Origin of the sequence: Pantoea sp. GCM10028869, from assembly GCF_042666835.1 — a bacterium.
In the GTDB taxonomy this organism is placed as follows: Bacteria; Pseudomonadota; Gammaproteobacteria; order Enterobacterales; family Enterobacteriaceae; genus Pantoea; species Pantoea leporis.
This window is the reverse complement of the sequence record NZ_JBHTGO010000005.1, coordinates 404340-419449: the sequence shown is the minus strand read 5'-3', so window position 1 is coordinate 419449 and position 15110 is coordinate 404340. Positions and strand designations below refer to the sequence as shown.

14 protein-coding genes are annotated in these 15110 nt (G+C 54.9%); 9 read left to right on the top strand and 5 right to left on the bottom strand.

Features of this window, described 5'->3' with window-relative positions; translation table 11 throughout:
• Positions 1–77 precede the first annotated feature (77 nt).
• Entirely contained in the window at positions 78–2552 is a 2475-nt protein-coding gene (hrpB, locus tag ACFQW4_RS15920) for an ATP-dependent helicase HrpB (protein ID WP_377726154.1), read from the bottom strand.
• A gap of 36 nt (positions 2553–2588) precedes the next feature.
• Here hrpB and thpR point away from each other — a divergent pair, with 36 nt between their 5' ends.
• The 9 genes from thpR to panD all read left to right on the top strand — a co-directional run bounded on the left by thpR (position 2589) and on the right by panD (position 9597).
• Entirely contained in the window at positions 2589–3128 is a 540-nt protein-coding gene (gene thpR / locus ACFQW4_RS15915; protein WP_101762064.1) for an RNA 2',3'-cyclic phosphodiesterase, read from the top strand.
• On the top strand, positions 3129–3833 hold the full coding sequence (gene sfsA / locus ACFQW4_RS15910; protein ID WP_377726152.1) for a DNA/RNA nuclease SfsA: 705 nt from the start codon (positions 3129–3131) through the stop codon (positions 3831–3833). It begins immediately after the preceding gene.
• A 246-nt stretch (positions 3834–4079) separates the two neighbouring features.
• On the top strand, positions 4080–4535 hold the full coding sequence (gene dksA, locus ACFQW4_RS15905; protein ID WP_007888770.1) for an RNA polymerase-binding protein DksA: 456 nt from the start codon (positions 4080–4082) through the stop codon (positions 4533–4535).
• Positions 4536–4605: 70 nt separating this feature from the next.
• On the top strand, positions 4606–5535 hold the full coding sequence (gluQRS, locus tag ACFQW4_RS15900; RefSeq protein ID WP_377726149.1) for a tRNA glutamyl-Q(34) synthetase GluQRS: 930 nt from the start codon (positions 4606–4608) through the stop codon (positions 5533–5535).
• A gap of 38 nt (positions 5536–5573) precedes the next feature.
• A complete protein-coding gene (pcnB, locus tag ACFQW4_RS15895) occupies positions 5574–6986 on the top strand; it encodes a polynucleotide adenylyltransferase PcnB (RefSeq protein ID WP_206098210.1) in 1413 nt (470 codons plus the stop codon).
• Positions 6983–7468 carry a 2-amino-4-hydroxy-6-hydroxymethyldihydropteridine diphosphokinase gene (gene folK / locus ACFQW4_RS15890; RefSeq protein WP_192412368.1) on the top strand — a complete coding sequence of 162 codons (486 nt, stop codon included), beginning with the start codon at positions 6983–6985 and terminating at the stop codon, positions 7466–7468. Before pcnB ends, folK begins: the two co-directional genes overlap by 4 nt.
• 42 nt (positions 7469–7510) lie before the next feature.
• On the top strand, positions 7511–8305 hold the full coding sequence (gene panB, locus ACFQW4_RS15885) for a 3-methyl-2-oxobutanoate hydroxymethyltransferase (protein ID WP_377726147.1): 795 nt from the start codon (positions 7511–7513) through the stop codon (positions 8303–8305).
• A 15-nt stretch (positions 8306–8320) separates the two neighbouring features.
• Positions 8321–9175, top strand: coding sequence for a pantoate--beta-alanine ligase (gene panC / locus ACFQW4_RS15880; RefSeq protein WP_101762070.1), 855 nt, complete (start codon positions 8321–8323; stop codon positions 9173–9175).
• A 41-nt stretch (positions 9176–9216) separates the two neighbouring features.
• Positions 9217–9597: an aspartate 1-decarboxylase gene (panD, locus tag ACFQW4_RS15875; RefSeq protein WP_007888760.1), complete on the top strand. Its 381-nt coding sequence runs from the start codon at positions 9217–9219 to the stop codon at positions 9595–9597.
• A gap of 54 nt (positions 9598–9651) precedes the next feature.
• Here the strand turns inward: panD and ACFQW4_RS15870 are convergent, their stop codons facing one another.
• The 4 genes from ACFQW4_RS15870 to ACFQW4_RS15855 all read right to left on the bottom strand — a co-directional run bounded on the left by ACFQW4_RS15870 (position 9652) and on the right by ACFQW4_RS15855 (position 14767).
• Complete coding sequence (locus ACFQW4_RS15870; protein WP_377726144.1) at positions 9652–10737, bottom strand: CfaE/CblD family pilus tip adhesin; 1086 nt, start codon at positions 10735–10737, stop codon at positions 9652–9654.
• 69 nt (positions 10738–10806) lie between these two features.
• Complete coding sequence (locus ACFQW4_RS15865) at positions 10807–13452, bottom strand: TcfC E-set like domain-containing protein (protein ID WP_377726142.1); 2646 nt, start codon at positions 13450–13452, stop codon at positions 10807–10809.
• Between the two features lie 44 nt (positions 13453–13496).
• Positions 13497–13988: a CS1 type fimbrial major subunit gene (locus ACFQW4_RS15860; protein WP_377726140.1), complete on the bottom strand. Its 492-nt coding sequence runs from the start codon at positions 13986–13988 to the stop codon at positions 13497–13499.
• 59 nt (positions 13989–14047) lie between these two features.
• Positions 14048–14767, bottom strand: coding sequence for a fimbrial protein TcfA (locus tag ACFQW4_RS15855; protein ID WP_101762075.1), 720 nt, complete (start codon positions 14765–14767; stop codon positions 14048–14050).
• Positions 14768–15110: the final 343 nt, after the last annotated feature.

Below are 15110 nucleotides of genomic sequence, written 5' to 3'. Positions count from 1 at the left end.
CTACGGCGGCGGCCGTTACTCTAACTGCTTTCTCATGCGACGCATGGCAGAACCCTCTGAATTCGATCCACAGCGTTTCACGATGAAAATTTCTTGGTCCGCCTTGTGGGTAAGGCGTTGGCCGGATCGTCCGGCCACGGATGCTTTGGATAGCGCCCTTTCATCTCTTTCTGCACTTCGGGATACGCACCACGCCAGAACGCCGCGAGGTCACGGGTGATCTGCAGCGGACGATGCGCGGGCGAGAGCAGCTCTAACACCAGCGGTACGCGGCCATCGGCCACCGCCGGATTCTGTGCTTCGCCAAACATCTCCTGAATCCGCACCGCCAGCGCGGGTGGCTTCTCTGCATCGTAGCGGATCGGCAGGCGGCTTCCGGTCGGCACAGTGTAATGAGTTGGCAGCACAGTATCCAGCCGCTGACGTTGTGACCATGTCAGCAAATGTAATAATGCGCTGACAAGGTTGATGCTCTGCAATCCTTTCAGATCGCGTACCGCGCTCATCTCCGGCAGCAGCCAGCTTTCAAGCGTATCGAGCAGGCTTTCATCGTCCAGCGCCGGCCACGCCTCTTCCGGCAGCCACTGCGCGGCACAGTGCACCCGCAAGCGTAGCTGTTCGGCGTCTTCTTTCCAGCCCAGCACCGACAATCCTTTTTCGCGGATCCAGCGCAGCATCGCCGGATGCAATATTTCCGCCTCCGGGCGTGCCTGCGGCTGCGCTTTTAGGACCAGCGCGCCGATCAGTTCGCGTTTCCACGCGCGCAAAGTGCCTTTATCTTCATCCCACTCCACGTCGGTACGCTGCTCAATTAAGGTGGGGCATTCGCGGCGCAGCGCGTCGATATCCACCGGCAGCGCCAGTAACATGCGCGCCTCGGCGGCGCTGGCGCCCTGCAGCAGTGTCGGTGCAATCAGCCACTCATAGCGGCTCAAACCATCCTGCTCGTTAAGCATCGCGCCAATGCCGTTCGCCAGCTGATAGCGCGCGCTGTCGCCACGACGCTGCGCCAGACGATCGGCAAAACCGGCGGCCAGCAGCTGCGGGAACAGGTCGGGATTAATGGTGCCGCCGCTGGCGTTGAGGCGCTTCTGCCACTGACGCGCGCGGCGCTGCCAGTGCGACTGCGGATGGTTAAGCGCATCACGCAGATCGGCGCTGCCGCTGCGTGGCGGATCTTCCAGAATCGCCACCAGCAGCGCGGCGCTGGCGATGGCATCGTTGTTTTGCCCGGCAGCCACCAGAATCGCGCTCAGGCGCGGATCGCTGCCTAGCGCGGCCATTTTTCGACCGCGCGCGTTGAGCTGGTGATTCTCCAGCGCGCCTAGCTGGGTTAACCGCTCGCACGCCGCACGCAAGTTGCGCGGCGGCGGCGCGTCAAGCCACATAAGCTGCGACGCATTCTGACATCCCCATTGCAGCAGATCGATCTGCAGCGAGGTCAAATCGCTATTGAGAATTTCCGGTTCACTCTGCGCCGCCGCACGCAGCGCCTGCTCTTGCGGCAGTAAATGCAGGCAGATGCCAGGTTCCAGTCGACCAGCACGACCGGCGCGCTGCGTCATCGACGCCTGGCTGATACGCTGCGTTTGCAGCCGCGTCACGCCGCTGCGCACGTCAAACTGCGCCGAGCGCTCCAGCGCGCTATCGACCACTAAGCGGATACCTTCGATGGTCAAGCTGGTTTCGGCGATGTTGGTCGCCAGCACCACTTTTCGGCGGCCCGCCGGAGACGGCAGGATGGCGCGGCGTTGCGCCTCCAGCGACAGCGCGCCATATAAAGGAGAAAGATCCACCTCGTCACTGACCCGCGCTTCCAGCTCGCGCTTAACCCGTTCGATCTCCGCCACGCCGGGCAGGAACAGCAGCAGCGATCCTGACTCTTCGCGCAGCAGTTGCGCCACCTCGCGCGCTACCGCTTCTTCAAAACGTTGCTGGCTGTTGAGCGAAGCATAGCGGCGCGTGACAGGGAAACTGCGGCCCTCAGAGACCACAAAGGGCGCATCCGGCAGCAGCTGACGCAAACGCTGATTATCGAGCGTGGCCGACATCAGCAGAATTTTCAGATCGTCGCGCAATCCTTGCTGCACATCGAGCAGCAGCGCCAGCGCGAGATCGGCCTGCAGGCTGCGTTCATGGAATTCATCGAGGATCACCAGCGAGACGCCTTCCAGCATCGGATCGCGCTGCAACATGCGCGTCAAAATGCCTTCGGTGACCACTTCGAGGCGCGTGTTGGCACCGCAGCAGTTTTCACCGCGCATGCGATAGCCAACGATGCCGCCCGGCTGCTCGCCAAGCTGTTCTGCCAGACGCTGCGCCACGTTGCGTGCCGCCAGTCGGCGCGGCTCCAGCATGATGATGCGGCCGGGCAATGGGGTGTGTTGCAGCAGCTGTAATGGCAGCCAGGTCGATTTACCTGCGCCGGTCGGCGCCGCCAGCAACACCTGCGGCGACTGCGCCAGCGCGTCCAGCAACGCAGGCAGCACCTCGCTTACCGGTAACTCACTCAAACTCAACTCCCAAAATGCCTGTGCTAAGATGGCGCGCATTGTAGCACTCTGAGGCGCGGATTACCGGAGGCCAACCTGGCAACGCAACGTCTGTTTTTTGCTCTTGAACTGCCCGCTCCGCTCCAGCAACAGTTGGTGCAGTGGCGCGCGGATAATTTTGCTGCCGAAGCCGGGAAACCGGTGGCGGCGGCTAACCTGCACCTGACGCTGGCGTTTCTCGGCGAGGTCAGCGATGAGACGTCACGCAAGCTGCAGCTGCTGGCCTCACGCATCGAACAGCCCGGTTTTGCCCTCGATTTGGATGACGCCGGTCACTGGCCGCGTCCCGGCGTGGTGTGGCTCGGTTGTCAGCGGGCGCCGCGCGGATTACTGCAGCTCGCCAGCCTGCTGCGCGCACAAGCCGCACGTCATGGCTGCGCACAGAGCCCGCAGCCGTTTCATCCGCACGTCACGCTGTTGCGCCAAGCAGCGTCACAGATCGCGCTGCCGCCGCGCGGTTTTCACTGGCGCACCGATATCCGCCATTTTGCGCTGTTCGCTTCGAACGTGACGCGCGGCCGCACACGTTATCAGGCGCTGGCCCGCTGGCCGCTACTATCATCCACAGGAGAGTAAATGGAATTCGATCCGCCGCTTAAACCCGCCCGCTTGATTGCCCGTTACAAACGCTTTTTAGCCGATGTGGTTACGCCAGAAGGTGAAACGCTGACCATTCACTGCGCCAATACCGGCGCGATGACCGGCTGCGCCACGCCGGGCGACACCGTGTGGTATTCGACATCCAGCAGTGCCACGCGGAAATATCCGCACAGTTGGGAACTCACCGAGACCCAACAAGACCACTGGATCTGCGTGAATACGCTGCGCGCCAATCAGCTGGTGCGCGAGGCGCTGACGCTCGACACGATTCCGGAATTATCCGCTTACAGCCGCTGCCAGCCTGAAGTGAAATACGGCACGGAAAAAAGCCGAATTGACTTCCTGCTGCAAGCGGATGGCCGATCCAACTGCTATATTGAAGTCAAGTCCGTCACCCTTTTACAAGCAGGTAAAGGCTATTTTCCGGATGCGGTGACGGCTCGTGGACAGAAACATCTGCGCGAATTGAGCACCATCGTGGCAGAAGGTCATCGAGCCGTTTTGTTGTTCGCAGTTCTGCATACGGGGATTGAGGACGTTTCCCCGGCACGCCATATCGACGTGCACTACGCAGAACTACTGGAACAGGCGCAGCGTGGTGGTGTGGAAGTTTTGGCGTATCAAGCTCAAATTTCACCGTTAAAGATATTACTTACGCAACCGATTAACGTAGCGTTGTAATATTTAAAGCAATTTGGTGTGATAGGAATGTTCTGGGCGAGGCGCTGAATACGCGATTGTTCAGAGGCTTGTCAAGTAGTGGTCAGGAATAATTGCCAACCTTGATTGCTTCTGCTATTTATAGCGGCCTGTTTTTTCCCTTTATGGGAATCGATAAGCCCTAAATCGTTTAGGTTGCAGGCACACAGTCAACACACATGCAACTTGACGTATCTAGGGAAGTGCGTGTTATCCAGGAGAAACAACATGCAAGAAGGGCAAAACCGTAAAACATCGTCCCTGAGTATCCTCGCCATCGCTGGAGTGGAGCCGTATCAGGTGAAACCGGGCGAAGAGTATATGAACGACGCCCAGCTAGGCCATTTCCGTAAGATTCTGGAAGCCTGGCGCAACCAACTTCGGGATGAAGTAGATCGCACTGTGTCACATATGCAGGACGAAGCTGCCAACTTCCCGGATCCGGTCGACCGTGCTGCGCAGGAAGAAGAGTTCAGCCTGGAATTGCGTAACCGCGATCGTGAGCGCAAACTCATTAAAAAGATTGAGAAAACGCTCAAGAAAGTGGATGACGACGATTTCGGTTACTGCGACTCCTGCGGTGTAGAAATTGGTATTCGCCGCCTTGAAGCGCGTCCGACTGCCGATCTCTGCATTGACTGCAAAACGCTGGCAGAAATCCGCGAGAAGCAGATGGCTGGCTAATGGCCGTAAGCAAATTGCTACCGCACAGCCGGGAAAATCCCTGTTTTCCCGACGTGCGGTACACTTCGTTATGAATTCTTCAAACTGCATTGGGCGTTTCGCTCCCTCCCCTTCTGGTGACCTCCATTTTGGTTCGCTGATTGCTGCGTTAGGCAGTTACCTGAGTGCGCGCGCGCAACAGGGACGCTGGCTGGTGCGCATCGAAGATATCGATCCCCCGCGTGAAGTTCCCGGTGCCGCAACGCGTATTTTACAGCAGCTGGAACATTATGGTCTTTACTGGGATGGCGACGTTTTATGGCAGTCACAGCGCCACGATGCCTATCGCGCCGCGCTAAGCTGGCTGCAAACGCATCGACAAAGTTACTTCTGCACCTGTACACGCAGCCGCATTCAGCAACTGGGCGGTTTTTACGATGGTCACTGCCGCGATTTGCAACTGCCGCCGGACAACGCCGCGCTGCGCCTGCGTCAGCATGCGCCGGTTAGCGGCTTTGACGATCGCCTGCGTGGCCATTTACAGGCTGAAGCGCAGCTGGCGCAGGAAGATTTTATTATCCATCGCCGTGATGGGCTGTTTGCCTACAATCTCGCGGTGGTGGTTGATGACCATTTTCAGGGCGTAACGGAAATCGTGCGCGGCGCGGATTTGATTGAGCCCACGGTGCGCCAGATTGCGCTGTATCAGCAGTTTGCCTGGCCAGTGCCGGATTATCTGCATTTGCCGCTGGCGGTCAATCGCGATGGCAACAAGCTTTCCAAGCAGAATCATGCGCCCGCGCTGCCCGCTGGCGATGCGCGGCCGCTGCTGGTGCAGGCTTTACGCTTTCTTGGTCAGCCGGTTTCGGCTGGCTGGCAGGATGAATCGCTGGAAAGCCTGTTGAAACAGGCCGTCGCGCAGTGGAATATCCGCCTGATTCCGTTGCAGAACGGTCTTAAAGAGGATGAAACGACATCACCATTCCTAAATGGTTCTCAACAGGCTATGATTAGCCGCTGATTTTATTAACACCCTTTTTCTCACTGTCGAGGTGTCCCATTTTTACCCGAGTCGCTAATTTTTGCCGGAGAGTCCTCAAGCGTGATGAGGAGGCGCCTGAAGAGGTGGAAGCTGAAAGTCCTGGTCAGATGACTGTCATTCCACGAGAAAGCCACAACATCTCACGCAAAGATATCAGCGAAAACGCCCTCAAAGTGCTCTATCGTCTGAACAAAGCCGGATTCGAAGCCTACCTGGTTGGCGGCGGCGTGCGCGATTTGCTGCTCGGCAGCAAGCCGAAAGACTTTGATATCACCACCAACGCCACGCCTGAACAGATGCGCAAGCTGTTCCGCAACTGCCGTTTGGTGGGTCGTCGTTTTCGTCTGGCACATGTGATGTTCGGTCCGGAAGTGATCGAAGTCGCCACCTTCCGTGGTCATCATCATGAAGAGAGCGAAGAAGATCGCAACAGCTCGCAGCGCGGCCAGAACGGCATGCTGCTGCGCGACAACATTTTCGGCAGCATTGAAGACGATGCCCAACGCCGCGATCTCACCATCAACAGCCTCTATTACAGCGTGGCCGATTTCACCGTACGTGATTACGTCGGTGGCTTGCACGATTTGCACGAAGGCATCATTCGCATGATTGGCGATCCGGAAACGCGCTACCGCGAAGATCCGGTGCGCATGCTGCGCGTAGTGCGCTTCGCCGCCAAGCTGCAGATGCGTATCGCGGCAGAAACGGCCGAGCCGATTCCGCGTCTGGCGACGCTGCTGAATGACATCCCGCCGGCGCGCATGTTTGAAGAGTCGCTCAAGCTGCTGCAGGCTGGTTACGGCTACCGCACCTATCAGATGATGCGTGAATATCAGCTGTTCCAGCCGCTGTTCCCGATGCTGACGCGCGGTTTCACCGCCGAAAGCGACAGCCTGATGGAACGTATGCTGGCGCAGGTTCTGAAAAATACGGATACCCGCTTGCAAAATGATATGCGCGTCAATCCGGCCTTCCTGTTTGCCGCAATGTTCTGGTATCCGCAGCTGGAATCCGCCGAACGCATTGCGCAGGAAAGCGGCCTGACCTATTACGATGCTTTCGCCCTGTCGATGAACGAAACGCTGGATGAAGCCTGCCGCGCGCTGGCGATTCCCAAGCGTATCACCACGCTGATTCGTGATATCTGGCAGCTGCAGCTGCGCATGTCGCGTCGTCACGGCAAACGTGCGTGGAAGCTGATGGAGCATCCTAAGTTCCGTGCCGCTTACGATTTGATGGCGCTGCGTGCCGACGTGGAAAACAATCCTGAGCTGCAAAAGCTGACGCATTGGTGGGGCGAGTTCCAGGCGGCGGCACCGGTGCAGCAGAAAACCATGATGACCACGCTGGGCGACGATCCGGCCCCGCGCCGTAAACCGCGCCGTCCGCGTCGCCGTCCAACCGGGCCTCGCACAAACAGTCCGCAATGACCCGCGTTTACCTCGCTTTAGGCAGTAATCTGGCCGATCCGCTGCATCAGGTTGATGCAGCGTTGGCCGCGCTCGATGCCATTCCGCATACCTCGCGCATCGCCACATCTTCCCTGTATCGCACGCCGCCGTACGGCCCGCCGGATCAGCCTGATTACCTTAATGCGGTAGTGGCGCTGAAAACCGCGCTAGACGCTGAGGCGCTGCTCGATCATACCCAGCGCATTGAGCTGCAACACGGTCGCGTGCGCAAAGCTGAACGCTGGGGACCGCGCACGCTGGATCTCGATATCATGCTGTTTGGCAACCAGACCATTAACACGCCGCGCCTGACCGTGCCGCACTACGACATGCACAATCGCGCTTTTATGCTGGTGCCGCTGCTGGAAATTGCCCCGCAATTGTCGCTGCCGAATGGACAAGCCTTATCTGTGATTCTTGCCACCCTGGATCGCAGCGCTATCCGTTTGTGGTCTGAGTAAGCCGTAGTACACTGCGCGCATCAGAAAACTCTGGAGCGTGTGATGAAACCAACAACCCTCTCCCATTTACGCCAACTTAAAACCAGCGGGCGCAAATTTGCCACGCTGACGGCGTACGACTTCAGTTTTGCCCGCCTGTTTGCCGATGAAGGCATTCAGATAATGCTGATTGGCGATTCGCTCGGCATGACCGTGCAGGGCCACGAATCGACCTTGCCGGTCACCGTGGACGATATCGCCTATCACACCGCCGCCGTGCGCCGTGGCGCACCGCTGGCGCTGCTGATGGCCGATCTGCCGTTTATGAGTTACCCCACGCCAGAACAGACGTTTACTAACGCCGCACAGCTGATGCGCGCCGGCGCCAATATGGTGAAGCTGGAAGGCGGCGAGTGGCTGGCGGAAACCGTGCGTATGCTAACCGAGCGCGCCGTGCCGGTGTGCGGCCATTTGGGCCTGACGCCGCAGTCGGTGAACATCTTCGGTGGCTACAAAGTGCAGGGCCGCGATGAAGCCGCCGCTGAACGTCTGCTGGCCGATGCGCTGGCGCTGGAAGCCGCCGGTATGCAGCTGCTGGTGCTGGAGTGCGTGCCGGTGGCGCTGGCGGAACGCGTTACGAAAGCGCTGTCGGTGCCGGTGATCGGCATCGGCGCGGGCAACGTCACTGACGGCCAGATTCTGGTGATGCACGACGCCTTTGGCATTACCGGCGGTCACATTCCCAAATTTGCCAAAAATTTCCTCGCAGAAACCGGCGACATTCGTGCAGCGATTCGCCACTATATCGCCGACGTTGAAGCGGGCCTCTATCCAGCCGCTGAACACAGTTTCCAGTAAATCAGGAGATTTGCAGTGCTGATCATTGAAACACTGCCGATGCTGCGTCGTGAGATTCGTCGCTGGCGTCAGGCAGGTAAACGTATTGCGCTGGTGCCCACCATGGGCAACCTGCACGACGGTCATCTGACGTTGGTCGATGAAGCGCGCGAGCGCGCTGACGTTGTAGTGGTCTCGATTTTCGTCAATCCGATGCAGTTTGATCGTCCCGACGATTTAGCGCGCTATCCGCGCACGCTGCAGGACGACTGCGAGAAGCTGAATCGTCATAGCGTGGATCTGGTGTTTGCGCCCGCGCCCGCCGATGTCTATCCCAAAGGCCTGGATAGCCAAACCTTTGTGGAAGTGCCGGGTTTATCATCGCTGCTGGAAGGCGCCAGCCGTCCGGGACACTTCCGCGGCGTCTCCACCATCGTCAGCAAACTGTTTAATCTGGTGCAGCCAGACATCGCCTGCTTCGGCGAGAAGGATTTCCAGCAGCTGGCGATTATCCGCAAGATGGTGGCGGATATGGGCTTCGATATCGAGATTGTGGGCGTGCCAACGGTACGCGCAAAAGATGGCCTGGCGTTGAGTTCGCGCAATGGCTATCTCACCGCCGACGAGCGTAATATTGCAGCCGGTCTTAGCCAGGTGATGAACAGCATGGCCGAACGTCTGAGCAACGGCGAGCGCCATGTTGAAGAGATTATCGAGCAAGCGGAAGTGGCGTTGCGTGAGAAGGGTTTCCGTCCGGATGGACTGGCGATTTGCGATGCCGAAACCTTACAAGCGCTGAACGTGGACAGCCAGCGCGCGGTGATTTTGATGGCCGCATGGCTCGGCAATGCGCGTCTGATTGATAATCAGCAAGTGGATCTGACGGAGTAGTTTTCCGTTGTTTATTGGCAGCTTAACAAGGTTAGACAGTTATGATTCGCACCGTACTTCAAGGCAAACTGCATCGCGTTAAAGTCACTCAGGCAGATTTGCATTACGAAGGTTCCTGCGCCATTGACCAGGATTTCCTCGACGCCTCCGGCATTCTGCAATACGAAGCCATCGACATTTACAACGTCACCAACGGCCAGCGTTTTTCCACCTACGCGATTGCCGCTGAACGTGGCTCGAAGATCATCTCAGTCAACGGTGCCGCCGCACGCTGCGCCTGCGCTGGTGACATCATGATCATCTGCTCTTACGTGCAGGTCGAAGATGAAGTCGCACGCAGCTGGCAGCCGAAAGTTGCCTACTTCGAAGGCGATAACGAAATGAAGCGCCTCGCTAAGGCGTTACCAGTTCAGGTGGCCTAAATTCAGGGGCGCCCAAAGCGGCGCCCTTTTTCGATTCCCACAACCCGCAGCCTGCTACGGAATGCCGGTTTCGACTTTGAATTCCAGCCTCAGCGTGCCTGAGTACTGACCCGCCGCCTTAGTCGCGTGATCAAAGGCCGGCGTCGATAAGCGTAATCGTCCCAGCGTACAGGCCACCGGAACATTGATTCCCGGCAACATCACTAAGCGGTAGTCACCGTAGTCGTTACGGGGAATGATCAGCGCGGACTGGTTAGTGAATTGACGCGTCATGCCATTCCACTCCACGAATGCCTGAAAATCGATACGCTGGCTTTTATCCGTGTTCAAAGCGCCTTGTTTAATAATCGTGAAATCGGTACTGCTGCGATCGGGCAACATTACGCCATCAGAGAGCGTTAATTGCAGAGATTGACTGTTGGCGCCATAACCATCGTACATGCACATATCCAGATAGCTGTGGCCTGCGCCCGCCATATTTTTTCCCGTATCACGCAAGTTAAGCGCCATACGCGGCGTAGCGGTATGAAACGCGGGAAAATAGAGTTGCGCCGCATTGTCATCGATATTCAATTGGATATTTACGCGCCATTCCGCGGCTTTTTGAAACGGCTCTCCCTGCATCACATTTATTTTTAAATCGGCTTCCCATATGCCGCCGCTGGGCAACAGCGCGAGCTGATCTGCACTGATATAGACGCTCAGGCCCGATCCCTGGCGCAGATAGCCGCCACAGTTGGGCGAGAACTTATCGTTAATGGCATAGTGTTCATGGGTAAAATAGCCTCCGGTGCAGCGTGCAGCCTCGCCACGCCCATAAGGCTGCCGGTAAGCGATCAATTTCAGATTGACGCTATTTTTCGTTTTACGCTCGGTGAAAGTTAATACGATTTCAGATTCCGCTTCGCCGCCAGAATATTTCGCGCCGGTTTCACATGCCCCGTGCTGCGGATCAGTTGATGAGTCGCACAAATAGGTGCCATAGCCCCAGCGCCGGGCATCATCCACCTTCCAGCCAGCAATTTCGCGTACAAAAATATCAATTTTGCTCGGTAGTTTTTGTTTGGATACAGCGGCGGTGACAATTTTATTAATATCACTCGCTTCCTGATCGGCATGGGCCACTGGCGTGATTAACATCGTGCCGCATATTATTATGCCTACCCACTTATATATGCGTGAGCTAAGGGTTAAAAAGGGCATTGTTTGTCACTCGCTTTTGAAGCCATTAGGGTTATTAAACGCAGCGAGGCTTATATTCTTGCGCATCGCGTCTGGTAGCGCCGCCACATCTATAAGCGGACACATCACTTCACCAATAAACTGCACAGCATTTTTACGCTGCTTTACACGTAGCGCGCAGGCGTATATCTGCATCGACTCCTGCAGATAAAGCGTGGTGATGCGCTGTGTGCTATCAAATAACATGCCGCCGTCGCTATCTAATTGCGCCGGTGTATTTATCACCCTGGCGTCGCGCAATGGCATACCATTTTCTTTGAGCGCCCGTCCGACATAGGTTAAATTCAGCCGCGCTTTTACCTTGCGCTGCACAATTTTACCCGGCAGCAAAAACAATGATTGTTCACTGCCACCGGTACTGAGCGTGGCGGCCTGCTGATTATCACTCGATGTGCTCTCACGAATGCGGTGCGTGCCCGATTGATATCCCACCGCCGGAAGAAAAGCACTGTCGCCAAAATTGAGCGCATAAGTATGACCATTGGCCATGACTTCTGCCGCTGGACCCGATAACGCGCTGTCAGCATCCACACTTACCACCACACCCGCCGGAGAATCCGTGCTGCCTGCGCTGCTGCCCGACCAAAATCCCTGAGACGTGGCGGCGAAGGCCGAGTTATAGCTTCCGGTTAAATTGGTTCCACCCTGGTTATGGGATAAGGTTCCATAGACGTTGCCATGCATCCCATCACGTCGCCCCGAGAGCTGAGAATACATTTCGCCTCCCTGGCTGCCCGTCGCGGTCACGCTTAATTCACGATATTCCGGAGCAAACCATGAAACCGCATGTGAAGCCTGCCAACCCATTTCAGCCCCCTGGCTGTGTTGGCGGCGATACTCGCCTCCAATCTGCGAAGTGTGACGCCGATCCGAAGCGGCTTCCTCGCGCGGCACATAGGACAGGGAAATACCGATGTATCCACCGCGATCGGGTTCCTGACCGCTACTTATGCTACGAAAGATGCCCGCACGCGCCGACACTAATAGCGTGTTAAGTGTGAAACTGCGGCTGATATCCAGCTGCCAGCGCGTCTGTTTACTGGCCTGCTGATCTGCATAGCGCGGATATGAAGGCGCGGGATCAAGCCTAACGTCAGGCGTTACTGAGGCGCGGCTCTTGCTGTATCCCAGCGACACCGCGCTGCCCGCAAGCTGACCAGAAAGCGTTGCATTCAGACTCTGTGAACAACGATATTGACCTGCGTGCGTGGCCGATATGCAGGTATTACCTTGCTGCTGATAACGATATAAGGAAAGCGTTGCGCCTTTAGTCATCGCAAGCTGCTGAATATTGCCAGCCAGCCCATGTTTGTTCGCCATTGCCCCGATTCCCAGATTGACTATTCCGAGGGATGAGACGTTTTGCCAATCCAAACGGGTTTCATTAAAGCTTTCTCCTGCCAGCACTGAAACGGCGCTGGTGATCGTCAGCGGTTCGGCAAGGCGCGTTCTGAAGCCACTCTGCAAAGCAAAAGGGGGAGGATTTTTAACGTCTGGCGCCGAATTAACGGCCTCAGCCACCTTCCCCACCTGTGTGAACCATTGAAAATCTGCCGGACCCTGCTGCAGCGTCGTTTTGCTAAACGGGTATTGTTGTACGCGGCTTAATGCGCCCTCTTCATAGAATTTCAACGTTAAAAGATAACGTCCCTGGGGAAATGCCTGACTATTTAGTTTCACCACGCCTGCGGGCAGGTATTGCGTACCCAACAGTTCATCATCGCGATAAACATCCACCCGCGTGGTTCGCGATAATAATAAGGTGATAGGTGTTGTTGTTTCGCTCTCTTCACTGTTATTAACGTAACTTTGGGTGGTGCCCAGCCGTACTCCATAAAATTTAGGCAGCGGTAATAACGATAAATTAAAATTTCCGCCGAGCGCGCCATAGAGATTGCGCTTATCCATTTCGCCAGCCTGAACATAGCGGCGTGTGCCAATATCATGACGAACATACAGATCATCATGGCGAAATGTTTTTTCCGTGTAATGTGATTGTTGATTGAACAATGCTTGCCAGCTACCGGAGAGATAACTTTTTTCACCCAATCCCAATGCACCATTTCCTATAATGCTGATATTTTTAGTTGTGTCAGACGTAGCGATATTGATTTGCTGCTGATGGATAAGTGCATTGTGCGCGTTCAGCGCAGGTGCGTAATAGCCAGTACCCGCAGGGGCTAGTGGCAGCCATGTGACGTTAATAAACAGATCAACATCATTGCGGCTTTCATTATAAATTAGCGCAGCACTTTCGGTATCCAATTGCCCACAACGTATTGAGGAAACATCATTTAAACAGGCTTTATGCCCATTACGGGCGAGTGGCTGACGCAAAGCCGTTGTTAGCTTTTTTTCGTGTTCCTCACTTAAACCATAAATTTCTTTGATCCGCTGAACCAATTTTTCTGGTTGCGAAAACTGGATTTCATCAGGTTTTACCAGCGCATCATAAAGCCCTAAGTCATGGCTGGCTAAACGCACAGACAGTAATTCATGCTGACCCAGTAATAACTCTTCAAAACCTAATGGCACGTTCTCCTGGCTCTGCGCCAGGCAGGGATAAATCGCTGCACCGACCAAAAATAGAATTAACCAGGAGAACGTTTTCACAATTAAAATCTCAAGCCAGAAATATTACGATTGTCACAACAGCATTAAGGTGCCTGCACCACTGCCAGTCTTACCAGACCGGTATAAAAACCTGCTGCAGGCGTAACATTGCCGCTGGAGATTTCCAATGGAATGGAACGCGACGCACCGGCACCTTTTGCCGTTGAAAACAGGCTGGTCGCGGTAAAAGTAGTGTTAGTCGTCGTCAACGCTTTCCCATCAAATTTCACCGTCAGCGGAATGGTGTTTGCTGGCGTCAGGGTGTGCGTCAATTGCGCTGCGTTATACAGTTTGATGTTGAGGTCTTTTTCAACATCATTGGTATGCACGCGGGTATTAATAATTTTAGGCGCCAATTTATTCATATCGGCCAGATACTTCATTTCAATCGCTGAGGGTAGATTTGAGCCATCTTCCATCATTAATGTCATCATGGGATCAATGGATGCCGTGACGGTAATATCCTGATCAACCGCATAGGCATTGAAGGCCATGCATCCCATTAAAGCCATTGCCGCGAGTACTTTCACTTTCATTTCCTATTCCTTTATTCACTTTTATTGAATTGGCTAATGTTAGCCGTTACGCAGGACAATCAAGGGAAGACACTTATTTTCTCTTGATCCTCTCCTTGTAATTTAAATACCAGCCTTAAAGCGCCATGCTTAGGCTGAATTTTCAGCGTGTAACGTTCACCGGGATAGACACTGCGTTGATCCTGGATCCATTGACATGCATTCTCTTTCATCTCTTTTTTGCAATAACTATAACGTTGCAGAATCACGCGAACATTACCGCGATTATGCAACTGCTGTTTATGTCGATCATATTCCACGGCAGGCTGAGCGATTAATGGTTGCTGGCGCACCAGCACACCCCAAATTAAGCTCATGCCAATCGAAGCATTGATTTTATTGGTCACAGCCGGTGCATCACTGTCTAAAGCGGCGACCGGCTCAAAGTAAATACGGTAAACATGCTCATGACTCACCGGCTGCAGCGCTATAATCCGCACGAGTTTATTCGCTCCGGCAGGCAAAGCGAACTTAACCGGGGATACCACAATATTTTTACCCTGCCAGCTTTTTACTTCGCGTTCTTGTTCCTCTGGCGTTGCAGGATGAATAACCTCTTTAACCACCACACGTACATATTGGGTATTTTCGCTTTTAGAGGTGATTTGAATGGGCGTGTTTTCATTACGCTTTTCATCCAGGTTTATTACCATGGGATAAACGCTCATATTGGCCATCGCGGCATGAATCCCCATTAAGCCCAAAAGAATGGCGCTCAATACTGCTGTTAACTGCTTCATAATGCCTAAACGTCTTATGCTGTTCCGATAGCCTTTTATGACAACAATCTATTGTGGAAATTAAGTCACATCAGGGAAGACGTTTCGGGATAAGGCAGCGAGGAGAAAAGCGGATGCGGATAAAATTTTAATAAGACCAGTTTCTTCAATATTTTAAGTCCAACCTTTAGAAGGTATTGGCTGTTAGCATCAGTCTTAAGCGCCAAAACAGGGCAGCGTTTAAGACATATCTCAATCTCAACCTGACCCGTTAAGAAGGTGTTAATGCCACAGGCGACAAACTCAGGACGAAAAAAAAGGCCATAAAATGGCCTTTACAAAGGAGGGGACAGAGGTGCTATGC

What these genes read in the sequence shown, in the direction of transcription:
- dksA (WP_007888770.1), top strand. Translation starts at nt 4,080, where the DNA reads ATGCAAGAAGGGCAAAACCGTAAAACATCGTCCCTGAGTATCCTCGCC.
- panB (WP_377726147.1), top strand. Translation starts at nt 7,511, where the DNA reads ATGAAACCAACAACCCTCTCCCATTTACGCCAACTTAAAACCAGCGGG.
- folK (WP_192412368.1), top strand. Translation starts at nt 6,983, where the DNA reads ATGACCCGCGTTTACCTCGCTTTAGGCAGTAATCTGGCCGATCCGCTG.
- ACFQW4_RS15855 (WP_101762075.1), bottom strand. Translation starts at nt 14,767, where the DNA reads ATGAAGCAGTTAACAGCAGTATTGAGCGCCATTCTTTTGGGCTTAATG.
- panD (WP_007888760.1), top strand. Translation starts at nt 9,217, where the DNA reads ATGATTCGCACCGTACTTCAAGGCAAACTGCATCGCGTTAAAGTCACT.
- gluQRS (WP_377726149.1), top strand. Translation starts at nt 4,606, where the DNA reads ATGAATTCTTCAAACTGCATTGGGCGTTTCGCTCCCTCCCCTTCTGGT.
- hrpB (WP_377726154.1), bottom strand. Translation starts at nt 2,552, where the DNA reads ATGCGCGCCATCTTAGCACAGGCATTTTGGGAGTTGAGTTTGAGTGAG.
- sfsA (WP_377726152.1), top strand. Translation starts at nt 3,129, where the DNA reads ATGGAATTCGATCCGCCGCTTAAACCCGCCCGCTTGATTGCCCGTTAC.
- ACFQW4_RS15860 (WP_377726140.1), bottom strand. Translation starts at nt 13,988, where the DNA reads ATGAAAGTGAAAGTACTCGCGGCAATGGCTTTAATGGGATGCATGGCC.
- ACFQW4_RS15870 (WP_377726144.1), bottom strand. Translation starts at nt 10,737, where the DNA reads ATGTTAATCACGCCAGTGGCCCATGCCGATCAGGAAGCGAGTGATATT.